Here is a 24421-nt window from a genome sequence, read left to right on the forward strand (position 1 = left end):
AGGGAAATGTTTCTCAAGATTCAACCTATCTGATGTTCTATGTCTCTATGTTTCATCCTCACAAGGAAGTAAAGATAAAAGTGAAATCTATCTGTTGGACCGAGATTCGAAAAAGGACAGGAAGATGAAACAGGAATTGTTAAAACAGATAGATTATAAACCTGTCTGGTTGGTTCTTGACAGGCATATACATTAGAATTTTACAGACTCAAACCGAAAAGGTTGAGTGACAATAACCGTCTAATATCTTTTTATTTAATGAAAATTCTGCAAATTAACGTTTTTAACTATCGTAAGGGTGGTTCTGAGGTCGTGTATTTCAGTACGATGGAGTTGCTGAGGATGCATGGCGAAGAGGTTGTCAATTTTGCATTGAGATGGCCTGAGAATTATCCTTCTGAATATGAATCGTATTTTCCTGAATCAAAGGAAACCCGAAGTGAACTGTTGAAGCCTGTAAAAAACATCATCAATTATTTCAATAACAGGGAAGCAGCCCGGAAGTTGGAACAGCTGATAGAGAAGGAACGTCCTGACCTGGCACATATGCATTTGATCTGGGGACAGATTACCGGTTCCATTTTGCCTGTCTTGAAGCGGCATAATGTACCAATCATATTTTCCATTCACGATTATCGCATCGTATGTCCCGCCTATACGTTCAGGAACGGGAAAGGTGAGATATGCGAGCAGTGCAGGGGAAGAAACTTTTATCATTGTGTGATCAACAAATGCACGAAAGACAGTTATCTACTAAGCGTGATGATGGCGATAGAACAATGTTACAGGAATCGCTTCTTCAATCCCGCCGAATACATTGACGGTCTTATCTATGTAAGTCAGTTTGCCAAACAGATGCATGAAAAATACATGCCTGAATTGAAGGAGAAAAGGAACATTGTCCTGTATAATCTGGCTGATAAAATACTGGATGCACCTGCCCAAAAGACAGATAGATATTTCCTATTTTTCGGAAGATTGTCCTACGAAAAAGGCGTAAAAACATTGATTTCAGCTTTTAAGGATATGCCAAATTGCAATCTGAAAATAGCAGGTACCGGTCCGCTGGAAGATGAATTGAAAGATTACACCAAATCCAACAACGTTACCAATGTGGAATTTTTAGGATATAAGTCAGGTAAAGAACTGACAGATTTGGTTGAGAACGCTTATTTCATCATAGTCCCGTCTGAGTGGTATGAGAATAACCCGATGACTATCATAGAAGGATACGCGGCAGGCGTGCCTGTTATCGGCACAAACATCGGCGGCATACCTGAGATTATAGAAGAAGGAGTAACCGGATACTTGTTCACTCCGGCCAATTCCGTTGATTTGACAAGAGTTGTGAAAGCGGCTGATTCATTACCAGTAGAACAATATTCAAACTATCAACAGAATGCACTGAGTTTTGCCAGAAAGCATTTTGACAGGGAAAAATACTATCCGCAACTGATAGGCTTCTATAATCAGCTTGTTAAGTAATACATTTTTTTCAATCCGATATTGCTCCAATAATATATTATAGTTCAACAAGTATTCCAATATAACCATTTGGGAATACTCTCTAAAATTATATTCCAATATTTATGAAGATAGCATTTGTCAGCACCCGTGGTATACCTAATAACTACGGGGGATTCGAACAGTTTGCTGAATACATTTCCGTAGGGATGGCACAAAGAGGTCATGAAGTGGTAGTCTATTCACCCAAGTTTCATCCATATCAGGAAAGCACGTACAAAGGTGTGCGGATTAAGCATATCTACAGTCCGGAAACATGGATGGGCAGTTCAGTCGGCAGTTTCTTCTATGACTTTGCATCGTTACGTGATGCTTTGAAGAAAGAAGATTTCGACATCATCTATGAGGCAGGATATACGAGCATCATTCCTGCTTACATTTGGTTCAACGTGAAAAAACGGAAACGTCCAATATTCACCACGAACATGGACGGATTGGAGAACAAGCGGTCGAAGTTCAGCCCGATGGTGAGACGCTTTCTAGACTGGGAAGAGAAGATGGCGGTGAAATACAGTCATTACCTGATAGCCGACAACATGGGTATCCATGATTACTATAAAGAAAAATATGGCAAGGAAAGCAAGTTCCTAGCTTATGGCGCAGACATACACGATGATTTTAAGGCGGAATACTTGGAGGAGTTCGGATTGAAATCGGAAGAATATTACATCCTGATAGCACGCCTTGAACCGGAAAACAACATCGTGATGGCGATAGAAGGTTATCTGCACTCCAAAGAGAACGGACGCAGACCGCTGATTGTGGTCGGCAAGACAAACACGCCTCATGGTAAAGAACTTGTAGAGAAATACGGGAACGAGAGAAACGTGGAATTTGTCGGCGGCATCTATGATTTCAAAAAGCTGGATTCAGTCCGTCATTTCTCAAAGGCCTATTTCCACGGTCACAGTGTGGGAGGAACAAATCCTTCCCTGCTTGAGGCGATGGCGGCAGGCTGTTTCATCTTTGCTCATGACAATATTTTCAACCGTGCCGTACTGAAGGAGAATGCTTTCTATTATCCTTCGGCAGACAAAGTCACTGAATATCTTAACCGTATTGACACGATTGCGGAGGGAAGCAAGATTCAATATACAGCCCGTAATATTGAAGTAATCAGGAACGAATACTCATGGGAAAGTTTGATAGATAAACACGAAAAATATTTTTATTGGTTACTTTCTCAGAAACAATAAATTGCTACCTTTGTTCATGATATCATCATGAATAATTAGGTTTTGGCAAAAAAAGAGTATAGACAACTTTCCGCACAAGAGGAAACGGCATTCATCCTAATGGTGTTGTTGGATGAAGGCAAAAGCAATTTGCCTTATAGATTGTTGCGTTGTTTGACAAGTGTACATTTTGCCAATCAATATTATTTAAAAAGACTGTTCTCCGGATACCGTTCTTTAAACTATAATTTTTATCGTGATAAATTTGAAAAGGAACAAGGTTGATTGTTGTTTTTCCTGCCTTTTGTTTTAATGAAGAAAATTTTATTTGTTTTTCTGCTGTGTATGATATGGCAGGAAGGTTTTTCTCAGTATGTGTATGGAACCACCGGACTTCTGCACATGCCTACTGCCGATATGCAACGGGATAAGACATTCCTGTTCGGAGCTTCTTATTTGGATGTGGCTGCTACTCCTGCCCATTGGAATTATCATACGTTTAATTACTACATTAATATCACCATTTTTCCTTGGCTCGAAATCGGATATACTTGTACCTTGCATAAGGCAGAACACGGTAGTACTTATTTCCCACCTTCCGTTTGGGGGAAATATTGTAACCAGGACCGACAGTTTTCAGGGCGGTTGCGTATATGGAAAGAAGGGTGGTGGAAAGAATGGACTCCTCAGATTGTATTGGGCGCGAATGATCCAAGTACCAATGATATATTAGGAAATTCTGATAAAGATGATTATGGCATTGGTGGAGTAGGAGAGATGGGTAATGGACATTGGAACCGATATTATATAGCTGGTACTAAGCATTTTTATTTCAAAAATAGGGGAGAGCTAGGCATTCATGTTGCTTATTTATACAATAAACGGAAAGACTATCATTTAAACGGTCCGGCTGTTGGAGTAAATTTTCATTTTTATCTATCGGGTACAAATTTCTTTGTGAAGGCATTAAACAATCTTAATGTAATGGCTGAATACGACAGTCGTACCATAAACTGTGGGTTAAAATATAGTTTTTGGAAAGATTATATTAATGCTGTGGTAGAAATGACAGAATGTAAGCATTTGTCAGGCGGAGTGATATTTAAAGTACATTTAAAATAACAAACACTATAACTTATTCGTATGAAAGGAATTGTTCTCGCCGGTGGTAGCGGTACCCGTCTGTACCCCATCACCAAGGGAGTAAGCAAGCAGCTTCTCCCCATCTTTGACAAACCGATGATTTACTACCCTATTTCAGTCTTGATGCTGGCAGGCATCCGTGAGATTCTGATTATATCCACTCCCTATGATCTGCCCGGCTTTAAGCGTCTTTTGGGCGATGGATCAGACTATGGTGTGAAGTTCGAGTATGCCGAACAACCTTCTCCCGATGGTCTTGCACAAGCCTTTATTATCGGAGAGAAATTCATTGGTAATGATTCTGCATGTTTGGTATTAGGCGACAATATCTTCCATGGTAACGGTTTCAGTTCTCTTCTTCGTGAAGCCGTGCGTATGGCGGAAGAAGAACAAAAAGCTACTGTATTCGGTTACTGGGTGAACGATCCGGAACGTTATGGTGTGGCAGAATTTGATGTGGAAGGTAACTGCCTGAGCATCGAAGAAAAACCGGAACAGCCCAAATCAAATTATGCAGTGGTGGGCCTCTATTTTTATCCCAACAAAGTAGTGGAAGTGGCCAAGAACATCAAACCTTCCGCACGTGGCGAACTGGAAATAACGACAGTGAACCAGCGTTTTCTGGAAGATCGTGAACTGAAAGTACAGACGTTGGGACGCGGTTTTGCCTGGCTGGATACGGGAACGCATGATTCATTGGCAGAAGCTTCGACTTATATAGAAGTCATTGAAAAACGTCAGGGTTTGAAAGTGGCTTGTCTGGAAGGAATTGCTTATCGCAAAGGCTGGATAACGGCAGATAAGATGCGTGACCTTGCCAAACCGATGCTGAAAAACCAATACGGTCAGTATCTGCTCAAAGTGATTGATGAAGTGGAACGTACAGGCAAAGAAAATCTAGATTAAGATATGGAGGTTATAAAAACAGGAATAGAAGGTGTGGTGGTCATTGAACCGCGCATCTTTAAAGATGAAAGAGGCTATTTCTTTGAATCTTTTTCTCAACGGGAGTTTAATGAAAAGGTGATGCCTGTCAATTTTGTACAGGATAATGAGAGTATGTCATCGTATGGCGTGATGCGTGGGTTACATTTTCAGCAAATGCCTTATACTCAGAGCAAGCTGGTGCGTTGTGTAAAAGGTGCCGTACTTGATGTGGCGGTAGACATCCGCAAGGGAAGTCCTACATACGGGCAGCATGTTGCGGTGGAATTGACGGAGGAAAACCATCTCCAATTCTTTATCCCCCGTGGATTTGCCCATGGTTTTGCCGTATTGAGTGAAACAGCGGTTTTTCAATATAAGTGCGATAACTTCTATGCACCGCAAGCTGATGGTGGCATTCAGCTGCGCGATGAAAGTCTGGGTATTGATTGGAAAATACCCGTTGCCGAGGCCATTTTAAGTGAGAAGGATTTGAAACATCCTTTGTTGAAAGACTATGACTCTCCGTTTGACTACACTATTAATCTATACGAATGATGAATATACTTGTTACAGGTGCCAATGGTCAACTTGGCAATGAGATGCGCAGGGTGTCGTTAGACAGCCGGAATCGTTATCTCTTTACAGATGTAAATGAACTGGATATCACAGATGCGACAGCTGTCCGTAATATGTTGAAAAAAGAGCAGATAGATGTGATTGTAAATTGTGCTGCTTATACGAATGTAGACAGGGCGGAAGATGATTTTGCTATGGCTGATTTGCTGAATAACAAAGCTGTGGAGAATTTGGCTGTTGCTGCCGCAGAAACAGGTGCCACGCTTATTCATGTATCTACAGACTATGTGTTCCGAGGGGATAAAAACATTCCTTGCCGTGAGTCTTGGGAAACTGATCCGTTGGGTGTCTATGGAAAAACCAAACTGGCGGGCGAACAGTCTTTGGTAAAAGCAGGATGTAAATATCTTATTTTCCGCACAGCTTGGCTTTACTCGCCTTTCGGTAAGAACTTCGTGAAAACCATGCGGCAATTGACTTCAACAAAAGATTCACTGAAAGTGGTTTTTGATCAAGTAGGCACTCCTACTTATGCCGGAGATTTGGCTGCTTTGATCTATAACATAATCGAAGAGAACTTGCTGGATCGTCAAGGTGTCTATCATTTCAGCAATGAAGGGGTATGTTCTTGGTATGATTTTGCGAAGGAAATTTGTGAATTGAGCGGAAATAATTGTGACATACAGCCTTGTCACAGCGATGAGTTCCCCAGTAAGGTGGGACGTCCTCATTTTTCGGTGCTGGATAAAACAAAAGTGAAGGAAACTTTTGGTATCACTATCCCTTATTGGAAAGATTCTCTAAAGAAATGTATGCTAGAATTGGAAACTCAACAATAACTAATTAAAACAATATTTTAAATTATGGATTCATTCAAACGCAATATAATCATTACCGGTGGTGCCGGTTTTATCGGCAGCCATGTGGTACGTCTTTTTGTAAACAAGTATCCGGAATACCGCATTATAAACTTGGATAAACTGACTTATGCCGGTAATCTGGCCAATTTGAAGGATATAGAGGACAAACCGAACTATATTTTTGTAAAGGCGGATATTTGTGATTTTGGAACCATTCAGGAATTATTGGTGCGATATCAAGTGGATGGTATTATCCATCTTGCCGCCGAGAGTCATGTGGACAGAAGTATCAAAGATCCGTTTACTTTTGCACAAACCAATGTGATGGGTACATTGGCTTTGCTTCAGGCAGCCAAGTTGTATTGGGAATCCCTGCCGGAAAAGTATGAGGGGAAACGCTTCTATCATATTTCCACCGATGAAGTATATGGGGCATTGGAATTTGACGGGACTTTCTTCACGGAGGAAACCAAATATCAGCCTCATAGTCCGTATTCTGCAAGTAAGGCAAGTAGTGATCACTTTGTTCGTGCTTTTCATGACACATATGGTATGCCTACCGTTGTAACAAACTGTTCTAACAATTATGGTCCTTATCAGTTTCCGGAAAAATTGATTCCGCTTTTTATCAACAATATACGTCATGGAAAACCATTGCCGGTATATGGTAGGGGAGAGAACGTACGCGACTGGTTGTATGTTGTGGATCATGCCCGTGCTATTGATCTTATTTTTCATCAGGGCAGAACAGCGGATACATATAATATCGGTGGTTTCAATGAATGGAAGAATATAGATTTGATAAAAGTAATAATCAAAACCGTGGATCGTTTGTTGGGAAATCCGGAAGGCACTTCAGAGTGTCTGATAACTTATGTGACCGACCGCAAAGGTCATGATCTCCGCTATGCGATTGACAGCAATAAACTGAAGCACGAATTAGGATGGGAGCCTAGTTTGCAATTTGAAGAAGGTATAGAGAGAACGGTCCGTTGGTATTTGGACAATCAGGAATGGATGGATCATATTACCAGTGGCGAATATGAAAAATATTATGAGTCGATGTATAAGAACAGATAATGAGAATCCCAGTTGGGGATAATACGGCATACATCTTTAAACTTACCCCCCATACCACTATGAAAGACAAATTAGCATCCTACAACCACTTGATCGAGACCTTTGTGATTGTCACCGAGACCTTTCTTTGCGGTCTGCTATTCCTGCTTTTCAGCAAGCTGTCCAATGAGATGCAGTGGGATAGCCTGCAGGTTGGTGGAACCACCGTTCTGCAAGTCATGCTTACACTGATGTTATGTTACGCCCTTTGCGCCATCCATTCAGGAGTAGTGCTTCACCGGAGGAAAGTGCATTCCCTTCAGATATGGAAACGTGTGTTCGAGAATATGTTCCTGTTTGTCCTCCTGGGCGGTCTGGTCCTTTCTGTAGGAAACTATGCGGATATAGCCTCCCTGTTCATGCTGGAGTACCTTTTCCTCCTGTTTCTGTGTCTTGTTTCGTTCCGTTTCACTCTTCGTCTTCTCATCAGGCTTTACCGTATGAGCAAGAAACATACGCGTTTTGTAGTACTGGTAGGAAGTACGGACAACAACCTGGAAATCTACCATGAGATGTCGGGCAGTGAAGATACAGGTTATTCGGTCGTGGGCTATTTTGACGGTCAGGCGAATCCTGCTTTCCCGGTAGAATGTCCGTATTTGGGCCAGCCGGCGCAGGTACAGGAATATCTGGAGAAACATGATTATGTACATTACCTGTTCTGCTGCCTGCCCTCAAAAGACAGAGAGGTCATCGTTTCTCTGATTGATTACTGCGAGAACCATCTGGTACATTTCTTCAGTGTGCCCAATGTGCGCAATTATCTCCACCACCGTATGTCGTTCAACATCATGGGGAACGTCCCTTACCTGGGCCTTCGCCCCGATCCCTTAAGTTGGCCGGGGAACCGCCTGCTGAAAAGAGCCTTTGACATAGTAGTCTCATCGGTGTTCCTTTGTACGTTTTTTCCGGTTATTCTGATTGTGGTGGCGATAGTGACCGGATTGACCATGCCCGGCCCGTTGTTCTTCCGCCAGAAACGGAACGGGCTGAACGGCAGGGAGTTTTATTGTTACAAGTTCCGCAGTATGAAAGTAAATGCAGATGCCGACAGGATACAGGCCACGGAGCATGATCCCCGCAAGACGCGCTGGGGCAATATAATGCGTAAGACGAATATAGATGAACTGCCCCAGTTTATCAATGTGCTGTTGGGGGATATGAGTATCGTGGGGCCTCGTCCTCACATGCTTCTCCATACGCAGGAATATTCAAGGCTGATCAATAAATATATGGTGCGGCATTTTGTGAAACCGGGTATAACGGGATGGAGCCAGGTTACGGGTTTCCGTGGGGAAACGAAGGAACTAAAAGACATGGAGGGCCGTATCCGTGGTGATATCTGGTATTTGGAGCACTGGAGCTTCGGTCTGGACCTTTACATCATGTACAGGACGGTGGCGAATGTCTTCCGTGGCGAGAAGAATGCCTATTAGTAAAACGGGCTGTTCTTAACGATCCTTCTCGATGAGGGTCCTTAGTAATTTAGCAGTTAAAAAACTTTGTTTTTGCAGCCTGTTATTTCCGTCTGCCGGCCGGAAATGGAACATAGCCGGCACTAATGTTAGATCAGAACCCTTGTCCTTTGTGAAAAGTGCAGGGGGAGCTCCGGGAACGAGAGCGCTTGTTCCCGGAGCTTTAATAATAAAGAAGATTATCCGATCAGGATTTATTCAGCTTTAAAAATAAACGCGGATTATACAATAACCCGTAACAGGAAGGATTTTTATCTATATGATAGTCTGTTTCGGTGTGTCGGTACCGGCCGGATGATCTTAGTAAAAAATTCCCTCTGCCAGTAGTATCACTCTCTACTTGAGAGCAGAAACGAACACTGGCAAAAGGAAACCTTGGAAAAAGAAATTACCTTTCCAAATATCCGAACACCCCTTCCGCGTCAAAACACGGACAAGCCTTCGGGATGCTTCCGCTCATATCCCTATGTCCCCTTATCCGGGCACCGGGAAAAAGCTTTGCCAGACGCATCAGCAACAAGGTAAGCTGTTCTGTCTGCTCTGCGGTCCGGGTGTCTGCCGGATGTCCGTCCGCATCCAGACCGCCCTCGTAGCAGATGCCGATGCTGCAACGGTTCCAGGGACGGCAGGGTGCCCCCACTTCCAGCAGTTTGCGGTGCTGGGTGATGGTGCCGTCGCGACGGATATAGAAGTGGTAACCTACAGTCCGGAAACCACGGGTCTTATGGTCACGAAGTAATTGCTCGGCAGTATAGTCTTTGTCACAACGTGTGGCGCTACAGTGGAGGATGAGGTATCGCACTGATTCGCGTCCTTGCATCAGCGGTCCGTCCTCTACGGTGAGGAGTTGGCGTTCGTTTTTCATTTCTTCCTCACCGATTATCATTGGGAATGTTTCTTGTATCATAATAAATTGAGAATTGGAAAATGTTGTGTTTGTTCTTTAGATGAGGGATGCGCAACTGGTAATGCCCAAAGCGGTGAGTGCCGCGATGGCTGCCTGGATAACTGCCCGGAGGATTTGTGTCCAGGTGATTTTCTTGGATTCGTGGTTGGATTCATTCATGGAAATATCTGTTTTTTGTCAGTTTAAAATGCGAATGGAACAAAAGGAGGTTACGGAACTGGCGGACGGACACGGGGGAGTGAAAGAAGAGTCCGTGTCGCCCGTGTTCCATAATCACATCATGCTATCTCTGTGGAGCGGAACAAGCCGGTCAGCTATTTTCGTCTGCCGGTTCGCCGGAGGCGGCTGGAATGCGGGAGGCGTCAGCGTCGTCAGCGGCAATGCCGGCGGCAGAAGAATTGCCCGTCAGGTCTACCGTAGTCTTTCCGGCCTTCAATGCCTTCACTACTTCGGCGGCTGCCTTGCGCGTGGGAACCAGTTGGAATTCGGCATCTTGGCGCAGGTTGTTGAAACGGACGCCCGGAGCCCACAGTACGTTCACCTCGGTGATGTTCTCCACAGTGAACTCTGCCATCGAATGGGCGCCGAGGCTTCGGATACTGTTCGAAAATACGCCCAGATCGCCCATCTGTATCTGCTGTCCGTTCAACAACTGCTCGCGCAGGCAGTCCACGGCAAGAATAAGGATGGCTTGGATATCGGCGCGCGAGTATACACATCCGTGGCTGGCAATGTGGTAACAGAACTTGTCCAGTGTCATTACTTGTGAGTACTGGGCGTTGGCATACGCCTTCTTGGCCGCGTCTTTGTCGGTGGGGTTACCACGCATGCAGGTGCTGTAGTTGATCATGATAAATAGGGTTTTAAGAGATGAAAAATAAAAAATGAATTTCGTCAGTGAAGAGGGAGAATACTTTACTTTTCTTGCGGATTGCACGTAGGTAACGTGTAAGGCTGAAGGTTAGTAACGTATGGGGTTACATGTTAGTAACATGCTAGGCCGAAGGTTAGTAACGTATCGGCTCCCTCATTGTTGACATTGCAAAGATAGGTACTGTGAAATGCGTGCTGACGCTTTATGACACCTTGTGGCACTTTATGGCTTTCATCCTGTTCCAAAGAGCTTGCAGGGCTATCCGGGGCTGCCCAGATGCCGGTTGATCAGTGTCACTTGGCGGCTCGTGAAGACTTTTTGCGAGGTATGGTAACCCGTTGCGGATAACTCTTCCATCAAAGGGGGACAGCCGTTTATCCACCTCATCAGATGCCGGGTGGCTATCCGGGGATTTGAACCGGGAAAATAGAGCAGAGCCAGGCTACCTTTTGTCATGGATGGGAAATAAAGGAAATCTTTCATATTTATACATTTTAAATTCAGGAATCTTGCAAACTTGCAGAACTTGCACTCTCTCTCACACCCACACACGTACGTGTGTGCATGCGCGCGTTGAATTCGTATTCGCCACGCCCCACTTTGACCAGCTGTCCGCGTTCGGTCATACGTTTCAGCAGCGAGTCCACCGAGCCTGCCGGAACTCCTACCTGTTCTCCTTTGTCGATGGCTTCGTTGCGGGTGAAGCGCAGGGGAAGGCAGTCGAACAGGGTTTCGGGAGTCATGTTCGCCGATGGTGCGGTGGGGGTTCCTGCGGGCAGGAGCGAGAGAATGTGGCATGCATGGCGGTACAGAGGTTCCACCAGGGCCAGCACGGCATAAAAGTCGTCGGTGCGGATGGAGAGGTTGAATTGCGGTACGATTCCGTCTGCTATGTTTTCTTGTGGAATATGGGCCGACGGGGTCAGTCCGGGACAGTCCAGCAGGGTACGCACGATGTTTTCCTGTGGCTCACCGCTCCTTTCGCCTCCCGGCAGCAGGGATTCCAGAGAGCGCAGCAGGGCGATAATGCTTATGATGCGGAAGATATTGATGGCAATACGGGTTACGGCGCTTTTCATCTGGTTACCGTGAATGGCGGAGGCTCGTCCGAATACACGGGCAAAGTGGAAGTTGAATATCTCTTTTTGCTCGTGGGTGAGCTTCATGTTGATGTTGCTCACCGAAGCGGTGATGGCGTCCAGCACTTCTTTCCATTGTGCCCCCCATTCCAGGAAACGGGAGTCATAGTCTGTATCCGCTTCGTTGAACTGGTCTTCCCATTCTTCAATGGCAGGCATATAGTAGAACAGCTGGCGAGAGAACAATCCGTTTTCGGCCGATGGGATAAGGGGCTTGATTTGTGCAGGCGTGCCGCTGAGAAGTACGCAGAGGAACGTGACGTTACATTCGCGGTATTCGTGATTGGTGCGCCGGTTGTAGGCCAGCCGGTCATGGTCGAAACATTTCCGGAGGAGGTCGCTCCAGTGTCCGTGGTCGCCTCCAATGGCGGTGCTCACGGTGTCGGCCTCGGTTTCGCATATCAGTCCTACGCCTCCGGAGTCCATCAGGTTTTCCTGTATGCCTGTACCGGTATTGTCGCCGGCTATGAGGAGCATTTTCAGCTGGGGCTGTTCGGGTTCGGGGGTATTTGCCTTTTCCTTCCCCAAAGTGTCCCATTTGGTCTTTTCCATGCGGTAGGTCTTTATTTTTTCCCGGTAGGTGTCCAGCAGCGCGTTGTGTATGGGTTCTGCCAAACGGCGTACCCAGGTCAGCGCACCTTTGCCGGAAGCGGGAGGCGCGGTGACGAACACTTGCAGACAGGGATACTTGTGCTTTCGTCCGTACACAAAACTTACCAGTTTGTTGAGAGTGCTTCCCAGCACGGTTGCCGCACCCAGCAGCAGGATATCCCGTTGGGCGGGAGAGTTACCGCAGTCTATGATTCCTTGCAGGAAGGCGGGCCAGCGGTAGTCGGGGAAAGAGGGAAGTCGGGCAGGGAGGATGGTCTTGGACACGCCGTCGGACAGGGGGGAGGCTGGGTCCGTGAAAACGGCATCGGGCGGAGTCCCGTCGGAAGCATCCGGATGGGCATTATAGGATACGCGCGCACGTGTGTGGGTGTGGAGAGACTGCAAGTTCTGCAAGTTTGCAAGTTTCGGGTCCATTTTCACCCCGGCCACCTCTGCCAGATGGAAGACGGTTCCCAGGGAATTTCTGCCTGTTCCTTTGGTCAGGGCATGTCCGTACAGTTTGTCTGCTTCATCGTGGTGGTACTTTTCGGATATGCGGCAGATGCGGTGGAACCGGGTGCGTCCTTCTTCTCCGCAACTGTTGGCTATGGCAAAGGCCAGCGGCATATATTCCTGATAGGTGGGGGCCACATTGACTCCCGCTTGTTCGATGGCTGTTACCAGCTGTTCCAAGATAGAAATAGAATCGTTCATTTTTTAATATTTATGGTTATTGATTTTCGCTTCTCCGTCGTGCGACAGAAAACAGGCTCTGGACAAGTCGGCATTGGCCCTGTCCACTTTCAGCTCGTATTTCCATTCCAGATACTCCCATGCGGTGTGCAGGGCATTGTCGAAGGATTCTTCCACGCTCAGGAAAGGGTTTATGCGGTAAGGGATAAACAGTTTTACTCCCTGGTTTCCGGGGCTGACAAAGGAAAGTACGGGGTGCAGCACTTCATCGGCAAAGAGGCGGTCGCGCCACATTGCCGCTTCTTCGGTGGAAGCCAGTTCGTCAATATCTATGACAAAGAGGCCCGAAGGAACTTGCATGCATTGCTCTTTGCAGTAAGAGAAGATACCTGCCGGAGTGACATACGGTAAAAGGGTCTGTTTATTCTTTCGGAACACTTGCTTGTCTCCGAGTCCGGCTCTGACTTTACGCGTCAGTTCTTCCAGTTGCGGATTGGTGCTGATGTAGGTATGAAGCCCTGCCACACTGCATATACATGTGGGTATTTTATTGGTGACGGGTGCATTGAAAAATGACATGATGTATTCTTTCATAAAAGAAATTGATTTTGATTTATCTGCACAAATATACGGGTAGGGAATGACGTATGGAAATCGGTTCATAACCGTTTACTATCTGTTTACTATTGGTGCATGCTATTGATTATATATTGATAAAATATGGATTTTGATTAACGATCTGTTGATAATAATTAAAGAATAGAGAAAAGAAATAGTATATGAATGAAAAACCTGATATGATGATAAATATTTATGGCGGAAACAATCTGATTGCCCCTGTGGCGTCTTCCGCCATTCAGAACTTTTATGGCGACCGGGGTGATGAGGCCGCCGACCAACCGGAAGATTCTGAGAAAACGGAGAGTACAGAAAGTGTGACGGATGAGAAGCCGGCACAGGAGCCGGCGGAACTGTCGGATGATGAATTTTACGTATCGGTTTATATACCCGATATAAAGGTGATGAGGGCTTACAAGATACTTTTGGGAGAGTGTACCACGGCACGCGAACTGGCGGTGGTGGTAGGAAAGATGCTGGCCGATGAGAACTGTAGGAATGTAGACAAACACACGGTGGTGAAAGCGGCTTTCATCAAGTCGTTGCTACCTTTTGCCAAACGGCTTGTGTCGGGCGGTACGATAGCCAATATACGGGCGCAGATTAATAATATGCTGGCTAGTAAATAATTTTTTCAGTTATCCTCTTACTCCATTGGCACGTTAGCAAATCGGCAAATTATTTATGTTGCGGGATTATCAGATAGAGATGAAAACACGTCTGATGGAAGCGTGGAAAGCTCACCGGAGCGTGATGGTGCAGATGCCTACCGGTACGGGCAAGACACATTTGCTGGCATCTGTGGTCAGTGAGTTCGTGTCTTCTGCCGGCAGCGGGGTATGGCTTATTGCCCATCGTAGGGAACTGGTGGCGCAAATGGAGGAAACGCTGGCTAAATATGGTATCCGGAGGGAGGATACTCCGGTCAGGGTGATGTCTGTCCAATGGCTGTCCCGGCATTGGAATGAGGCGGGTGATGCTCCGGGACTGATTGTGATAGACGAGGCTCATCATGCCTTGGCCGCTTCTTACACGGAGATGTGGAAGCGTTATCCTGCCGCAAAGAAACTGGGTGTGACTGCCACACCTTGCCGCCTGAACCGTAGGGGGTTCACGGAACTGTTCGAGGTACTGGTTACTTCGTGGAGTATTGCCGAGTTTATTGAAAAAGGCGTGTTGTCTGTGTTCGATTATGTATCCATCCGTCCCGGCAGCGAGGAGCGGCGGCTCATTGACGGTCTGGAGAAACGGGGGGCCGATGGGGATTATCAGGTGAAAGAGATGGATGCGGTACTGAACAGGCGTCCCGGTATCGAGCGCCTGTACCGCAGTGTCAGGCAGTTTGCTTCCGGCAAGAAGGGGATGGTGTATGCCATCAGCATTGAACATGCCCGGCGGATAGCGGAGTATTACAGCAGGCGGGGAGTGAATGCGGTGGCTGTGGACAGCAAGACTCCTGCTATGGAGCGTAAGCGGATGGTGGAGGAGTTCAGACATGGAAAAATCGAGGTGCTGGTGAATGTGGATGTATTCAGCGAGGGGTTCGACTGTCCCGATGTGGAGTTTGTACAACTGGCCCGTCCTACTTTGTCACTGGCTAAATATTTGCAGCAGGTAGGGCGCGGATTGCGGAGATCGGAGGGCAAGGAGGCGTGTATGCTGATAGACAATGTGGGGCTGTACCGCATTTTCGGGCTTCCTACACAGCGATGGAACTGGGATGCTATGTTCCGGGGACGGATGGCGGGAAAGGGGAGTTTGCCCGGACGGATGAACTGTGATGCTTCCGTTACCGCTTTTCCGGTGGTGGAAAGGCCGGCTGAAGCCGGTGGGGACTTGGTGGTGGTTATGGAGCACGGGCGTTTGCTTTCTTCCATCAGAGAGCAGGCTTTGCCGGATGAGAAGGAGCAGTCACCGTCATGCAGGCTGAGGGCATTTGTAGATAAGGAAACAGGTCTTTGGGGATTGGAAAAGGGAGATGAGATGTTGCCGGACGCTTCGTTTAAAGAGGTTTTGAGTATCAAAGGACGTTTTGCCGTGGGGAGGCTTCGGAACGGGTGTGTCCGGGTACTGGATGATACGGGGGCTTTGGTGGCCGAACCGGGGCATTGCCGTGAGGTGAGGTTTCTGAAAGATGATTTGTTGCAAGTCCGTCATGCCGGGAATTCGGTGTCTTATGTGGATTTACGGAACGGCCGGTGTTATTCTGTCCGCCCGCGTGTCCTCAGATACGGGAGCATAGAATTGTTACAGGCGAACCGTACTTATTACAGCAGGACAAGGCAGGTGTATGCCAATACATGCGGGTTGCCTTCTTCGTCCATCGTGTGGATGGGGTTTTATGTGAAGATGTACGATGGCAGAGTGCCTTCCCGATGCCGCCGCATGGAAGATGGAGGCTTTTGTTGTGAACCGCAGGTTTGTCTGTTGGAGGGGGATGAGGAGCGTGCTTATTACCTGAGCGGACGGTTGCCGGATCAAAGTATTGTGGTGATGGATGAGGAGGGACGGTATTACCATGTGGAGAAAGGGCATGGAAAGCGTTATGTGGCCTGTAACCGTCCGTCGGACCGGAGTGAGGATTTTGATGAGGCGGTGGCATTGCTCCGAAGACAGGCGGACGAGCGTGTGGAGAAACGCTTGCGTGAGGAGAAGTGCGAGTATGAACGGAAACGGCAGCGTATAATCAGCAGGAGTGTGGAGGCCGTACCTTTTCAAATAGGAGTGAAATGGGGGCTGAGGACAGCGGAGCGGATTTTGATTCCACCTGTCTATCGGAGGATATTGCATCCGGTGGGTGGTTATTGCGCCTATCAGGACAGTTCCTGCCAGTGGGGGGTACTGGCTGTAGATGGAAGGATCATTATCCGGGCCCGGTATATGGAAGTGGAGATAGACAGGGATGGAACGGCGCGTCTTACTTTGGTTCCGGGGAAGATGGAAACGGTGAAGCTGACGGACTGATAGGATAAAAAGCAGGGGATAACTTTTTGTCAAACCGATATTTGGCGATGGAATACGTATCATTATGAAAAGTTTTGTAACTTTGCATCCGATTTTTAAAAAGGAGATATTGATATGGAATTACCTGATGACCCGATGATGCTTTTCAGCATGGTGAATATGAAACTTCGTGACTGCTATCATTCGCTGGACGAGCTTTGTGATGATATGAATGTAGACAAGGAGCTGTTGGTGAAAAAACTGAAGGCGGCCGGATTTGAGTATAGTAAGGAAAACAACAAGTTTTGGTAGATAGAGGGATCAGCCCGTTCCGGAAGAATGTGTGGAACGGGCTGATTTTTTTATTGAGGTACCTATTGATTATTTTTGTATAAGTCCTGTTTCCGGTATTGCAACAGGGATGTTCCGGTATGTCGCTTGAAGAAACGTCTTAAGGTGGCAAGATTGGCAAACCGGGTTCTTTGAACGATTTCCTGTATGCTGATGGATGGATTCTCCAATAGTGCGTAAATCTCTTGCAGGGTATAATGTATAATCCATTCTTTGGGGGATTTTCCGCTTACCAGGGTCAAGGCTTCAGTCAGGTATTTGGAGGAAACATGCAACTTTTCGGCATAGAACGCCACTTCTTTGTTTTCTTTGTAATGCTTTAACAGCAAATCCAGAAAAAAGTATCCGATTTCTTCTTTATGCAAGGTGGTGACTTTATGTTCTTTTACCGTGCTGTAATAGTCTGCATAAAGTTCCAGAAAAGGTAATTTCAGCAGATTGGTAATAGATTCTTTTGTAAATAAATAAGTTGGCGAAGTGGCTCTGTTGTATAATAACCGGAAATAGATGGAGAACTGTTCCGCTTTCTCTTGGGATAGCGAATAGACGCAGTGGGTCTGGGTGTAGGTATGAAAACCGGTCGGAAAACGTTTGATACTTCCATTGATCACGTCATAAAAAAGGACATTTGAAAAAGTACAATAGTCGATGGTGAAAGTCGGGCTGGATTTTATAAATGAAACCAGGAATCCCGGCATGAAAATAAGAATGTCGTTTGCGCAAATAACATATTTCCGGAGGCCAACCTGGATCTCGGCATTTCCTTCGGTACATATACCCAAAACTCCTGCCGGCATATAAGAGGGGTATTTGCTGAAAGGCACTGTGTGCGCATCCATATAAATACTGAAATCTTGGTCGGACAGTCCTTCTTTGGTATCCTGTGGTTTTGGGTTATTATATAACATACTTTGTATCAAATCTAGCTTCACAAAATTAGAATTTAATGATACATTCCACCGGGAGTAGTGGACATAAGGGAAAATAAAACGGAAAAAAACTACGTGTATTTGATTTTTTTAATATACTGATAGGAAAACAATTTGAGCTTTCCGTAAGTTGTAGGAGAACACGGAAAATTATTCTTTTTTACAGAAAGAAGGGTGAATTCAAAAAGACCGTTTGATTGGTTTTTGAATTCACCCTTTATGAATGGATCGGAGTTATTTTTGCGCCAGTAATTTGGCTATGGCACGGTCGGGTTTCCCGGTTTCTGTCAGGGGAAGTTTGAATACCGGAACAAAACGTTTGGGACGCCAGTAGGGAGGTAATTGATGTGTGCAGGTCTGTTCTATGTCGTCGGGCAGTTGTCCTTCGGCAAGCAGTACAATGATTTCTCCGAATTTTTCGTCGGGGGCGGAGGTGATCAGGAAAGGAACGGACAGGTGTTCTTTCAATGCGGCCTCTACTTGTTCTATCTGCACTTTTACTCCTCCTGTATTGATCGTGTTGTCTTTTCTGCCTAGAATGCGGAATTGGTTCTGTCCGTTTATCTCGGCTATGTCATTGGTCACCAGTTCTTTTTCGCAAATTTCGGGAGCGTATATCACCAAGGTGTTTTCTTTACTCAGACGGATCTGTATGCTCTCGAAAGGGGTGTACCAGTCTGAAGCTTCAGGACCGTTCAGTCTGCGTAGGGCAATGTGTGACAAGGTTTCGGTCATGCCGTAGGTAGACCATACGGCATGGGGGAAATCTTTTAACGCAGCGTTCAGTTGGGAGTCGATAGGACCGCCTCCGATAATGAGGTGTCTGATTTGTTGCAATATCGCTTTCTCTTCGGGAACTTGCAGTGAGTTATAGACTTGCATGGGGATCATGGCGGCAAAGACGGGTGCTTTTGTCAGGTCTTTTAAAGGATGTCCGGAGGGGGTGACAGGCAGCAAGTCCAGTCCCGCTACCAAGGCACGTATTACCACCATTTTTCCGGCAATGTATTGCAAGGGCATACAAAGCAGGGCGGAATCTTCTTTTTGCAGTCCGAGGAAGGAACAGGTGAGGCAGGCGCTTTCCATCATGCGTTCTTTTTCTACATACAGTTCCTTGGGTTTGCCGGTGGAGCCTGAAGTATGTACCGGCAGGGTGTCTGCCGGGTCAAACCATTCGGAAAGAAAGGAGAAAAGTTCCTGCCGGAAACTTCGGTTGTCGGCAGGGATATTCATTCTTACCATTTCAATTTCCCAGTTGGAGTAGGGGATGCTTTCTATCAGAATGGTCTGTTTGTTTCTATTGGTGCAGAATTTTGTCATTGTTTCAGCCAGTTTAGTAAGTCGGGTTCTTGTTCTTCGGGGTGGAACCAAAGGCAGTCTCCTTCGATGTGAAGCGGATAGTCTATATTGTCGGTAAACAGCAAGCCGGTACCTAGTCCTTGGGGGAGGGCGGGCTGCAAGGTGGCACACCATTGTGCGATGGCATTCAGTCCGATATTGGACTCCAGAGCGGAAGTGACCCATGAGCCGATGCCTCTTTCAGCCGCCAGTTCCATCCATTCTTCGGAGCCGCTGATTCCTCCGTGCAGAGAAGGTTTCAGGATAATGTACTGAGGACGGATGGTTTCCAGCAATTCTATTTTCCGGTCGCGCCGGTTGATGCCTATCAGCTCTTCATCCAGTGCAATGGGAAAGGGGGTGGCGGCACAGAGCCGGGCCATTTCATTCCATTGCCCCGCACGGATGGGCTGTTCGATGGAATGGAGCTGGAATTCGGAAAGACGATGTAACTTTTCGAGGGCATCGGCAGGAGAGAAAGCACCGTTGGCATCTACACGCAGTTCGATTTGGGCTGGGGTGAAATGCCGGCGGATGTGCGCCAGCAGCTCCAGTTCCTTTTCAAAGTCGATGGCGCCTATTTTGAGTTTGATGCAGCGGAAGCCTTGCTGCATCTTTTCCCCGATGCGCCGGTACATCTCGTCAAAGTTTCCCATCCAGATGAGTCCGTTGATGGGGATGCCCTCTTTGCCTTTGCTGAACGGGGTGTGCCAGAATTGCAGGCTGCGTGCCCGGAAATGCAGCAGGGCGGTTTCCATACCGAACAGGATGGACGGATAGGGAAGCAAGGCTTCCCGGTCTATTTCCCCGTTCTTTTCCAGGTTCTTGCAGGCAGTGGCCAACACCTCGTCGTATGAGGGGATATCGTCACAACTCAGGGCAGGGAGAGGGGCACATTCACCCACGCCATAGTGGCGGCTGCCGGTGTCGGTGAGGAGGATGTACCATACATTCCGGGTGGTATATACTCCTCTGGAAGTACCTGCCGGTTGCTTGAAGTGTAATTGTTTTTTTATAATTCGGGTTTGGAACATTCTTATTAGTGATTAGTGGTTAATGGGAAGCAAGGAGGACTATTGGGTTGTCCTCCACCGGAAAAATGAACCACTGATTATGGGAACTTCGGATAATCCTGGAACCGTGGCTTGCGTTTTTCCAAAAATGCCTTTCCTCCTTCCTGTGCTTCCTCTGTCATGTAATACAGCATGGTGGCATCTCCGGCAAGTTCTTGTATGCCGGCTTGTCCGTCCAGTTCGGCATTCAGTCCGGCTTTGATCATACGAAGAGCGAGCGGGCTGTGCTCCATCATCTTTTCTGCCCATGCCACGGTTTCGTCTTCCAGGCGGTAGAAAGGAACGACTGTATTGACCAATCCCATTTCCAGTGCTTCCTGTGCGGAGTATTGACGGCAAAGGAACCATATTTCACGGGCTTTCTTCTGCCCTACGATGCGTGCCAGATAGGAAGAGCCGAATCCGGCGTCGAAGCTGCCTACCTTGGGACCTGTCTGTCCGAAAATGGCATTCTCTGAGGCAATGGTCAGATCGCATACCACATGCAGCACATGACCGCCGCCGATGGCGTAACCGTTTACCATGGCGATGACCGGTTTAGGCAGTGACCGGATTTGCTTTTGTACGTCCAGCACATTCAGACGGGGAACTCCATCCGTGCCGATATAGCCGCCATGACCTTTTACGTGCATATCTCCCCCGCTGCAGAAGGCTTTGTCGCCTGCTCCGGTCAGAACCACTACATTGATATCCTGGCACTCGCGGCAGTAATACAGGGCGTCGCTGATTTCCGAAGTGGTGGTGGGGGTGAACGCGTTGCGGTAACGCGGACGGTTGATGGTGATTTTCGCTATTCCGTTGTAAAAGTCAAACAGAATATCCTGATATTCTTTGATGGTTTTCCATTCTCTTGTTTCCATTATTCATTTTTATTTTTAAGTCCGTGATAATATTCTCTTAACAGGGTGGTGTCTTTTTCCTTGTCGGTAAACACCTCCAGCAGCATGGGTTGCATCCGTGTCTCGGGTGAGGTGAATGGCTGCATCGCTTCTTCCAGCTCTTCTTCTCCGGTCACTTTCATGTAAATAAAGCCGCGTTCTTCCGCCCAGCCTTTGGCGGTGGTGTAATGCTCGGCTGTGATAAACTCCCTGGAACGGCTTGATTTGTCCATTCCAGGCAGGGTGTGGAATATTTCTCCTCCTTCGTTATTCAGTAACAGGATGCGGATGTTGGCACCGTAATTTTGATTCCACAGTGCGTTCATGTCATAGAAGAAGCTCAAGTCGCCTATGATGATGAAATTCAGCTTGCTGGAAGCGGCGGCATAACCGATGGCGGTGGACAGGGAGCCTTCTATGCCGTTCACTCCCCGGTTGCAACAGATTTCCACCTGGGGAGGAACTGTAAATAACTGTGCATAGCGCACGGTGGAGCTGTTTGCCAGATGCAGGGCACAGGGTTCGGGCAATGCCCGGATGAGTTTTCCGATAACGGAGATTTCGGAATAAGCAAGGTCCGGCATCGGAATGGTTTTGCAATAGTTTTCCCACATCAGCGGATAATGGGTAGGTTTGTTGTCCAGCAGGAAAGCTATTTTTTCCAAGAACTCAAACGGATCCATCTCGATGACGGTGGTCAGGCAACCGTATAAATCGGCTATCTTCCCGTCGGCGGCAACATGCCAGTGTTCGCGCGGGGGATGATTGCGCAGGTATTTCTTCAATTGTTTGGATACGATGTGTCCGCCGTAGGTAATCAGTATTTCGGGGGCCATGTCTTCCTGGCGTTCCGGTGTCATGGAATAAACGGCGGCGTCGAAATTCTTGATAGGAATGCCGGGGATGGTCTGGTTGCCCAGATGTTCCGTCAGCCAGGCGAAATGTTTATAAAGCGGTTTCACATATTTTTTCTCGAACAGGTAAATCAGATTCATCTGGCCTACCACAACCATGCGCTTGTTGTACTTGTTCAGCCGTTCGATCAGTTCCTTATAGTCACGGTCGTACACGCTCAGTCCCTGATAACGGGTGATGACACGTACTTCGGGAAGTGTTTTGGCGGTGAAGCGGTAAATGGGTTCGGAAATGGGTACATTGATATGTACAGGCCCTTTGCCGTGGTGGGTGGTTTCCAGTATGGCTTCGTTGATAAGGCGGTTGCAAAACCATTCGTCTTCCTCAGTATGTACTTCGGGCAGGTTGACAGACATCTTGACTAACGTTCCGAACACATGGGGCTGGGGCAGGGTTTGTCCGTCCATTTGTCCTATCCAGGCAGCGGGGCGGTCGGCGGAAATGACAATCAGAGGTACTTGTTGGTAAAAGGCTTCGGCTACGGCAGGGTGCAGGTTCAGCAGGGCCGAACCGGAAGTGCAGCATACTGCGGCAGGGCCTCCCCCTTGTAAAGATAGGCCGATGGCAAAAAAACCGGCACTGCGTTCATCGGTTACAGAATAACAAGTGAAGTCCTCTATATTGGCCAGAGTATGTACGATGGCAGCATTACGGCTGCCGGGACAAAGCACTATTTTCCGCACACCGTGCGCTTTGAGAAGTGCCACCAACTGAAGTATGTTCTTTTTGTCTGAATACATTATTCTTCTACTTTAATTGTTTCCATTTATTTACTTATAAAGTCAGGATGAAGGATGCTCCGCATCGTATTCATCTTGTCTCCCGTTTCCATCCATTCCGATTCTACTTCCGAGGAAGCCAGTATTCCTCCTCCTGCATACAGGATGGCTTCACCCGGCTTTATTTCCATGCAGCGCAGATTGACGTAGATATCGGTATGCCCCTCTGTGTCCAGCCAGCCGGTGAACCCGGAATAATAACTGCGGTCGTACCCTTCATTGTCCGGAATAAACCGGAAAGCCTCCTCTTTGGGCAGGCCGCAGACGGCGGGAGTGGGATGGAGTTCTTGCAATAAATCGCCTATATGGTCTGTATTTTTCAACAAGAAATAAAAATCGGTCTTGAGGTGTACCAATTGTCCGGCACGGGCGGTATAAGGACCTTTCTCCGTCATCTTGTTGCCGAATCTTTTGGCGATCCGGCGGATGTAATCAGCCACATAGCCCTGCTCTTCCCGGTTCTTCCTGTCCCAGTCTGTCGGCATCACTTCATTCTGCATCGGCATGGTACCGGCCAGGGCCACGGTGTGCCATTCTTTGCCGTGTCCGCTTAATAAGATTTCCGGTGTGCTGCCCAGCCAGGTTCCGGAAGCAGGGGTGTGGCATAGGTAAATCATCATGCGCGGATAGTTGTTGCAGGCCCGGACAAAAGCGCCGAGTGGTGAAAAATCATCTCCGATATGTCTGGCGGAAGAACGTGACAGAACCAGTTTCTGGAACCGCTTCTCTTGTAAGGGAGTGATGAAACGCCCGAATGCGCGGGTATATTGTTCTTTATCCGTTTCTTCGGAAACAAAAGGGGAGAGTTCACTCTGCCGGCTTTTGCAGGTGAGCAGGGCATCCGCACATTCCAGTGAAGACAGTGCTTCGCTGATTTCGCTCCAGTCGTATGCGGTGACATCCGGACGGATAAGTACCAAGGGATGTTCCTCCGATATCCGGAAAGGAGCCATGACAAATCCTTTCTTTCCATTCAGTTCCTGAATGTCCGCTAATTGTTCCACATCGCCCGAGGTTTGCAATACCAGGTAGCATTCGTCTGTCCAAGGTAACCGGTAGAGGGCGAAACCGAGGCGGCTGTGTGTCAGGCAATCCAATAATTTTTGCGTATGTATATCTGGTAGATTCATTTCTTTTTCAGTATGAAATTAACGACACGAACAGTAGAAACCAGTTGTCCTTGTGGAGTGGTGATATCTATATTCCATATATGCGAGGATCTGCCGCGGTGAATCAGTTTGCCGGTGGCGAATACTTTGCCTCCGACGGGCACGGCCGACAGATGATTTCCACTTACTTGTACTCCGCAGGCATATTCGTCTTCCCGGCATAGCGACGTAGAGCCATGCCCTGCCACAATCTCGGCCAGAGCCAGTGACGCGCCGCCGTTCAACATACCAAAGGGTTGTGAAGTACGATGGTCTACAGGCATTTCGGCATGTACCGCATCCTCGGTGGAGGGTAGAAACCGGATACCCAGATGTTCCGCCATCGAATTCGAATAATCAGGTTTGCAGGTTGTTTCTTCCATCATTTGTATGTCTGTTCTTTTCTATAGGGCTACAAAAATACATAAATTTTAGATGAAAAGGTG

General features: G+C 47.2%; 25 protein-coding genes. 12 read left to right on the forward strand and 13 right to left on the reverse strand.

Going from position 1 to position 24421, the window contains the following annotated elements:
* Positions 1-258 precede the first annotated feature (258 nt).
* From BVU_RS12075 to BVU_RS12115, 9 genes are all read left to right on the forward strand, one after another.
* Positions 259-1485 (forward strand): glycosyltransferase, encoded by a 1227-nt coding sequence (locus BVU_RS12075; RefSeq protein ID WP_011965589.1) that lies wholly within the window; start codon positions 259-261, stop codon positions 1483-1485.
* A 104-nt stretch (positions 1486-1589) separates the two neighbouring features.
* Positions 1590-2720, forward strand: coding sequence for a DUF1972 domain-containing protein (locus BVU_RS12080; RefSeq protein ID WP_011965590.1), 1131 nt, complete (start codon positions 1590-1592; stop codon positions 2718-2720).
* A 42-nt stretch (positions 2721-2762) separates the two neighbouring features.
* Entirely contained in the window at positions 2763-2984 is a 222-nt protein-coding gene (locus tag BVU_RS12085) for a hypothetical protein (RefSeq protein ID WP_005840528.1), read from the forward strand.
* Positions 2985-3011: 27 nt separating this feature from the next.
* Entirely contained in the window at positions 3012-3821 is an 810-nt protein-coding gene (locus BVU_RS12090) for a YjbH domain-containing protein (RefSeq protein WP_007837510.1), read from the forward strand.
* Between the two features lie 21 nt (positions 3822-3842).
* Positions 3843-4748, forward strand: coding sequence for a glucose-1-phosphate thymidylyltransferase RfbA (gene rfbA, locus BVU_RS12095; RefSeq protein WP_005840524.1), 906 nt, complete (start codon positions 3843-3845; stop codon positions 4746-4748).
* Positions 4749-4751: 3 nt separating this feature from the next.
* Positions 4752-5324, forward strand: coding sequence for a dTDP-4-dehydrorhamnose 3,5-epimerase (rfbC, locus tag BVU_RS12100; RefSeq protein WP_005840522.1), 573 nt, complete (start codon positions 4752-4754; stop codon positions 5322-5324).
* Positions 5324-6184: a dTDP-4-dehydrorhamnose reductase gene (rfbD, locus tag BVU_RS12105; RefSeq protein ID WP_011965591.1), complete on the forward strand. Its 861-nt coding sequence runs from the start codon at positions 5324-5326 to the stop codon at positions 6182-6184. The genes rfbC and rfbD overlap by 1 nt, the downstream gene beginning before the upstream one ends.
* Before the next feature lie 24 nt (positions 6185-6208).
* Positions 6209-7285, forward strand: a complete 1077-nt coding sequence (rfbB, locus tag BVU_RS12110) for a dTDP-glucose 4,6-dehydratase (RefSeq protein WP_005840518.1) — start codon at positions 6209-6211, stop codon at positions 7283-7285.
* Between the two features lie 59 nt (positions 7286-7344).
* Positions 7345-8760: an undecaprenyl-phosphate glucose phosphotransferase gene (locus BVU_RS12115; RefSeq protein WP_041174453.1), complete on the forward strand. Its 1416-nt coding sequence runs from the start codon at positions 7345-7347 to the stop codon at positions 8758-8760.
* 427 nt (positions 8761-9187) lie between these two features.
* Here BVU_RS12115 and BVU_RS12120 read toward each other — a convergent pair whose 3' ends face one another.
* The 6 genes from BVU_RS12120 to BVU_RS12140 all read right to left on the reverse strand — a co-directional run bounded on the left by BVU_RS12120 (position 9188) and on the right by BVU_RS12140 (position 13597).
* Positions 9188-9706, reverse strand: coding sequence for an N-acetylmuramoyl-L-alanine amidase (locus BVU_RS12120; protein WP_011965593.1), 519 nt, complete (start codon positions 9704-9706; stop codon positions 9188-9190).
* 36 nt (positions 9707-9742) lie between these two features.
* A complete protein-coding gene (locus tag BVU_RS22370; protein WP_151061839.1) occupies positions 9743-9865 on the reverse strand; it encodes a smalltalk protein in 123 nt (40 codons plus the stop codon).
* A 151-nt stretch (positions 9866-10016) separates the two neighbouring features.
* A complete protein-coding gene (locus tag BVU_RS12125; protein ID WP_005840512.1) occupies positions 10017-10556 on the reverse strand; it encodes a DNA-binding protein in 540 nt (179 codons plus the stop codon).
* A gap of 282 nt (positions 10557-10838) precedes the next feature.
* Positions 10839-11063, reverse strand: a complete 225-nt coding sequence (locus BVU_RS12130) for a DUF4248 domain-containing protein (protein WP_005840510.1) — start codon at positions 11061-11063, stop codon at positions 10839-10841.
* 17 nt (positions 11064-11080) lie between these two features.
* Entirely contained in the window at positions 11081-13024 is a 1944-nt protein-coding gene (locus BVU_RS12135; protein WP_005848382.1) for a DUF3987 domain-containing protein, read from the reverse strand.
* A gap of 3 nt (positions 13025-13027) precedes the next feature.
* A complete protein-coding gene (locus tag BVU_RS12140) occupies positions 13028-13597 on the reverse strand; it encodes a BT4734/BF3469 family protein (protein WP_005848379.1) in 570 nt (189 codons plus the stop codon).
* A 185-nt stretch (positions 13598-13782) separates the two neighbouring features.
* Between BVU_RS12140 and BVU_RS12145 the strand changes: the two genes are divergently transcribed.
* The 3 genes from BVU_RS12145 to BVU_RS12155 all read left to right on the forward strand — a co-directional run bounded on the left by BVU_RS12145 (position 13783) and on the right by BVU_RS12155 (position 16876).
* The gene (locus tag BVU_RS12145) at positions 13783-14250 is read left to right on the forward strand and encodes a hypothetical protein (RefSeq protein ID WP_005840504.1); all 468 of its coding nucleotides are present in this window, start codon (positions 13783-13785) and stop codon (positions 14248-14250) included.
* Between the two features lie 55 nt (positions 14251-14305).
* Positions 14306-16585, forward strand: a complete 2280-nt coding sequence (locus BVU_RS12150; RefSeq protein ID WP_041174454.1) for a DEAD/DEAH box helicase — start codon at positions 14306-14308, stop codon at positions 16583-16585.
* Positions 16586-16699: 114 nt separating this feature from the next.
* Positions 16700-16876: a DUF4250 domain-containing protein gene (locus BVU_RS12155; RefSeq protein WP_005840500.1), complete on the forward strand. Its 177-nt coding sequence runs from the start codon at positions 16700-16702 to the stop codon at positions 16874-16876.
* A 62-nt stretch (positions 16877-16938) separates the two neighbouring features.
* Here the strand turns inward: BVU_RS12155 and BVU_RS12160 are convergent, their stop codons facing one another.
* The 7 genes from BVU_RS12160 to BVU_RS12190 all read right to left on the reverse strand — a co-directional run bounded on the left by BVU_RS12160 (position 16939) and on the right by BVU_RS12190 (position 24361).
* The gene (locus BVU_RS12160; RefSeq protein ID WP_008781967.1) at positions 16939-17823 is read right to left on the reverse strand and encodes a helix-turn-helix domain-containing protein; all 885 of its coding nucleotides are present in this window, start codon (positions 17821-17823) and stop codon (positions 16939-16941) included.
* A gap of 255 nt (positions 17824-18078) precedes the next feature.
* Positions 18079-19164 carry an AMP-binding protein gene (locus tag BVU_RS12165; RefSeq protein WP_005840495.1) on the reverse strand — a complete coding sequence of 362 codons (1086 nt, stop codon included), beginning with the start codon at positions 19162-19164 and terminating at the stop codon, positions 18079-18081.
* Positions 19161-20216 carry an o-succinylbenzoate synthase gene (locus BVU_RS12170; protein WP_005848370.1) on the reverse strand — a complete coding sequence of 352 codons (1056 nt, stop codon included), beginning with the start codon at positions 20214-20216 and terminating at the stop codon, positions 19161-19163. The genes BVU_RS12165 and BVU_RS12170 overlap by 4 nt, the downstream gene beginning before the upstream one ends.
* 77 nt (positions 20217-20293) lie before the next feature.
* Positions 20294-21115: a 1,4-dihydroxy-2-naphthoyl-CoA synthase gene (gene menB, locus BVU_RS12175; protein ID WP_008670952.1), complete on the reverse strand. Its 822-nt coding sequence runs from the start codon at positions 21113-21115 to the stop codon at positions 20294-20296.
* Positions 21115-22788: a 2-succinyl-5-enolpyruvyl-6-hydroxy-3-cyclohexene-1-carboxylic-acid synthase gene (menD, locus tag BVU_RS12180; protein WP_005840489.1), complete on the reverse strand. Its 1674-nt coding sequence runs from the start codon at positions 22786-22788 to the stop codon at positions 21115-21117. Before menD ends, menB begins: the two co-directional genes overlap by 1 nt.
* Before the next feature lie 26 nt (positions 22789-22814).
* Positions 22815-23957 (reverse strand): isochorismate synthase, encoded by a 1143-nt coding sequence (locus BVU_RS12185; protein WP_011965595.1) that lies wholly within the window; start codon positions 23955-23957, stop codon positions 22815-22817.
* Entirely contained in the window at positions 23954-24361 is a 408-nt protein-coding gene (locus BVU_RS12190; RefSeq protein WP_011965596.1) for a PaaI family thioesterase, read from the reverse strand. Before BVU_RS12190 ends, BVU_RS12185 begins: the two co-directional genes overlap by 4 nt.
* Positions 24362-24421: the final 60 nt, after the last annotated feature.

It is taken from the genome of Phocaeicola vulgatus ATCC 8482 (assembly GCF_000012825.1).
In the GTDB taxonomy this organism is placed as follows: Bacteria; Bacteroidota; Bacteroidia; order Bacteroidales; family Bacteroidaceae; genus Phocaeicola; species Phocaeicola vulgatus.

Excerpts from the sequence above, each read along its gene's own strand:
- BVU_RS12075 (WP_011965589.1), top strand. The coding sequence starts at position 259 with ATGAAAATTCTGCAAATTAACGTTTTTAACTATCGTAAGGGTGGTTCT.
- BVU_RS12080 (WP_011965590.1), top strand. The coding sequence starts at position 1,590 with ATGAAGATAGCATTTGTCAGCACCCGTGGTATACCTAATAACTACGGG.
- BVU_RS12090 (WP_007837510.1), top strand. The coding sequence starts at position 3,012 with ATGAAGAAAATTTTATTTGTTTTTCTGCTGTGTATGATATGGCAGGAA.
- rfbA (WP_005840524.1), top strand. The coding sequence starts at position 3,843 with ATGAAAGGAATTGTTCTCGCCGGTGGTAGCGGTACCCGTCTGTACCCC.
- rfbC (WP_005840522.1), top strand. The coding sequence starts at position 4,752 with ATGGAGGTTATAAAAACAGGAATAGAAGGTGTGGTGGTCATTGAACCG.
- rfbD (WP_011965591.1), top strand. The coding sequence starts at position 5,324 with ATGAATATACTTGTTACAGGTGCCAATGGTCAACTTGGCAATGAGATG.
- rfbB (WP_005840518.1), top strand. The coding sequence starts at position 6,209 with ATGGATTCATTCAAACGCAATATAATCATTACCGGTGGTGCCGGTTTT.
- BVU_RS12115 (WP_041174453.1), top strand. The coding sequence starts at position 7,345 with ATGAAAGACAAATTAGCATCCTACAACCACTTGATCGAGACCTTTGTG.
- BVU_RS12120 (WP_011965593.1), bottom strand. The coding sequence starts at position 9,706 with ATGATACAAGAAACATTCCCAATGATAATCGGTGAGGAAGAAATGAAA.
- BVU_RS22370 (WP_151061839.1), bottom strand. The coding sequence starts at position 9,865 with ATGAATGAATCCAACCACGAATCCAAGAAAATCACCTGGACACAAATC.
- BVU_RS12125 (WP_005840512.1), bottom strand. The coding sequence starts at position 10,556 with ATGATCAACTACAGCACCTGCATGCGTGGTAACCCCACCGACAAAGAC.
- BVU_RS12130 (WP_005840510.1), bottom strand. The coding sequence starts at position 11,063 with ATGAAAGATTTCCTTTATTTCCCATCCATGACAAAAGGTAGCCTGGCT.
- BVU_RS12135 (WP_005848382.1), bottom strand. The coding sequence starts at position 13,024 with ATGAACGATTCTATTTCTATCTTGGAACAGCTGGTAACAGCCATCGAA.
- BVU_RS12140 (WP_005848379.1), bottom strand. The coding sequence starts at position 13,597 with ATGAAAGAATACATCATGTCATTTTTCAATGCACCCGTCACCAATAAA.
- BVU_RS12145 (WP_005840504.1), top strand. The coding sequence starts at position 13,783 with ATGAATGAAAAACCTGATATGATGATAAATATTTATGGCGGAAACAAT.
- BVU_RS12150 (WP_041174454.1), top strand. The coding sequence starts at position 14,306 with ATGTTGCGGGATTATCAGATAGAGATGAAAACACGTCTGATGGAAGCG.
- BVU_RS12155 (WP_005840500.1), top strand. The coding sequence starts at position 16,700 with ATGGAATTACCTGATGACCCGATGATGCTTTTCAGCATGGTGAATATG.
- BVU_RS12160 (WP_008781967.1), bottom strand. The coding sequence starts at position 17,823 with ATGTTATATAATAACCCAAAACCACAGGATACCAAAGAAGGACTGTCC.
- BVU_RS12165 (WP_005840495.1), bottom strand. The coding sequence starts at position 19,164 with ATGACAAAATTCTGCACCAATAGAAACAAACAGACCATTCTGATAGAA.
- BVU_RS12170 (WP_005848370.1), bottom strand. The coding sequence starts at position 20,216 with ATGTTCCAAACCCGAATTATAAAAAAACAATTACACTTCAAGCAACCG.
- menB (WP_008670952.1), bottom strand. The coding sequence starts at position 21,115 with ATGGAAACAAGAGAATGGAAAACCATCAAAGAATATCAGGATATTCTG.
- menD (WP_005840489.1), bottom strand. The coding sequence starts at position 22,788 with ATGTATTCAGACAAAAAGAACATACTTCAGTTGGTGGCACTTCTCAAA.
- BVU_RS12185 (WP_011965595.1), bottom strand. The coding sequence starts at position 23,957 with ATGAATCTACCAGATATACATACGCAAAAATTATTGGATTGCCTGACA.
- BVU_RS12190 (WP_011965596.1), bottom strand. The coding sequence starts at position 24,361 with ATGATGGAAGAAACAACCTGCAAACCTGATTATTCGAATTCGATGGCG.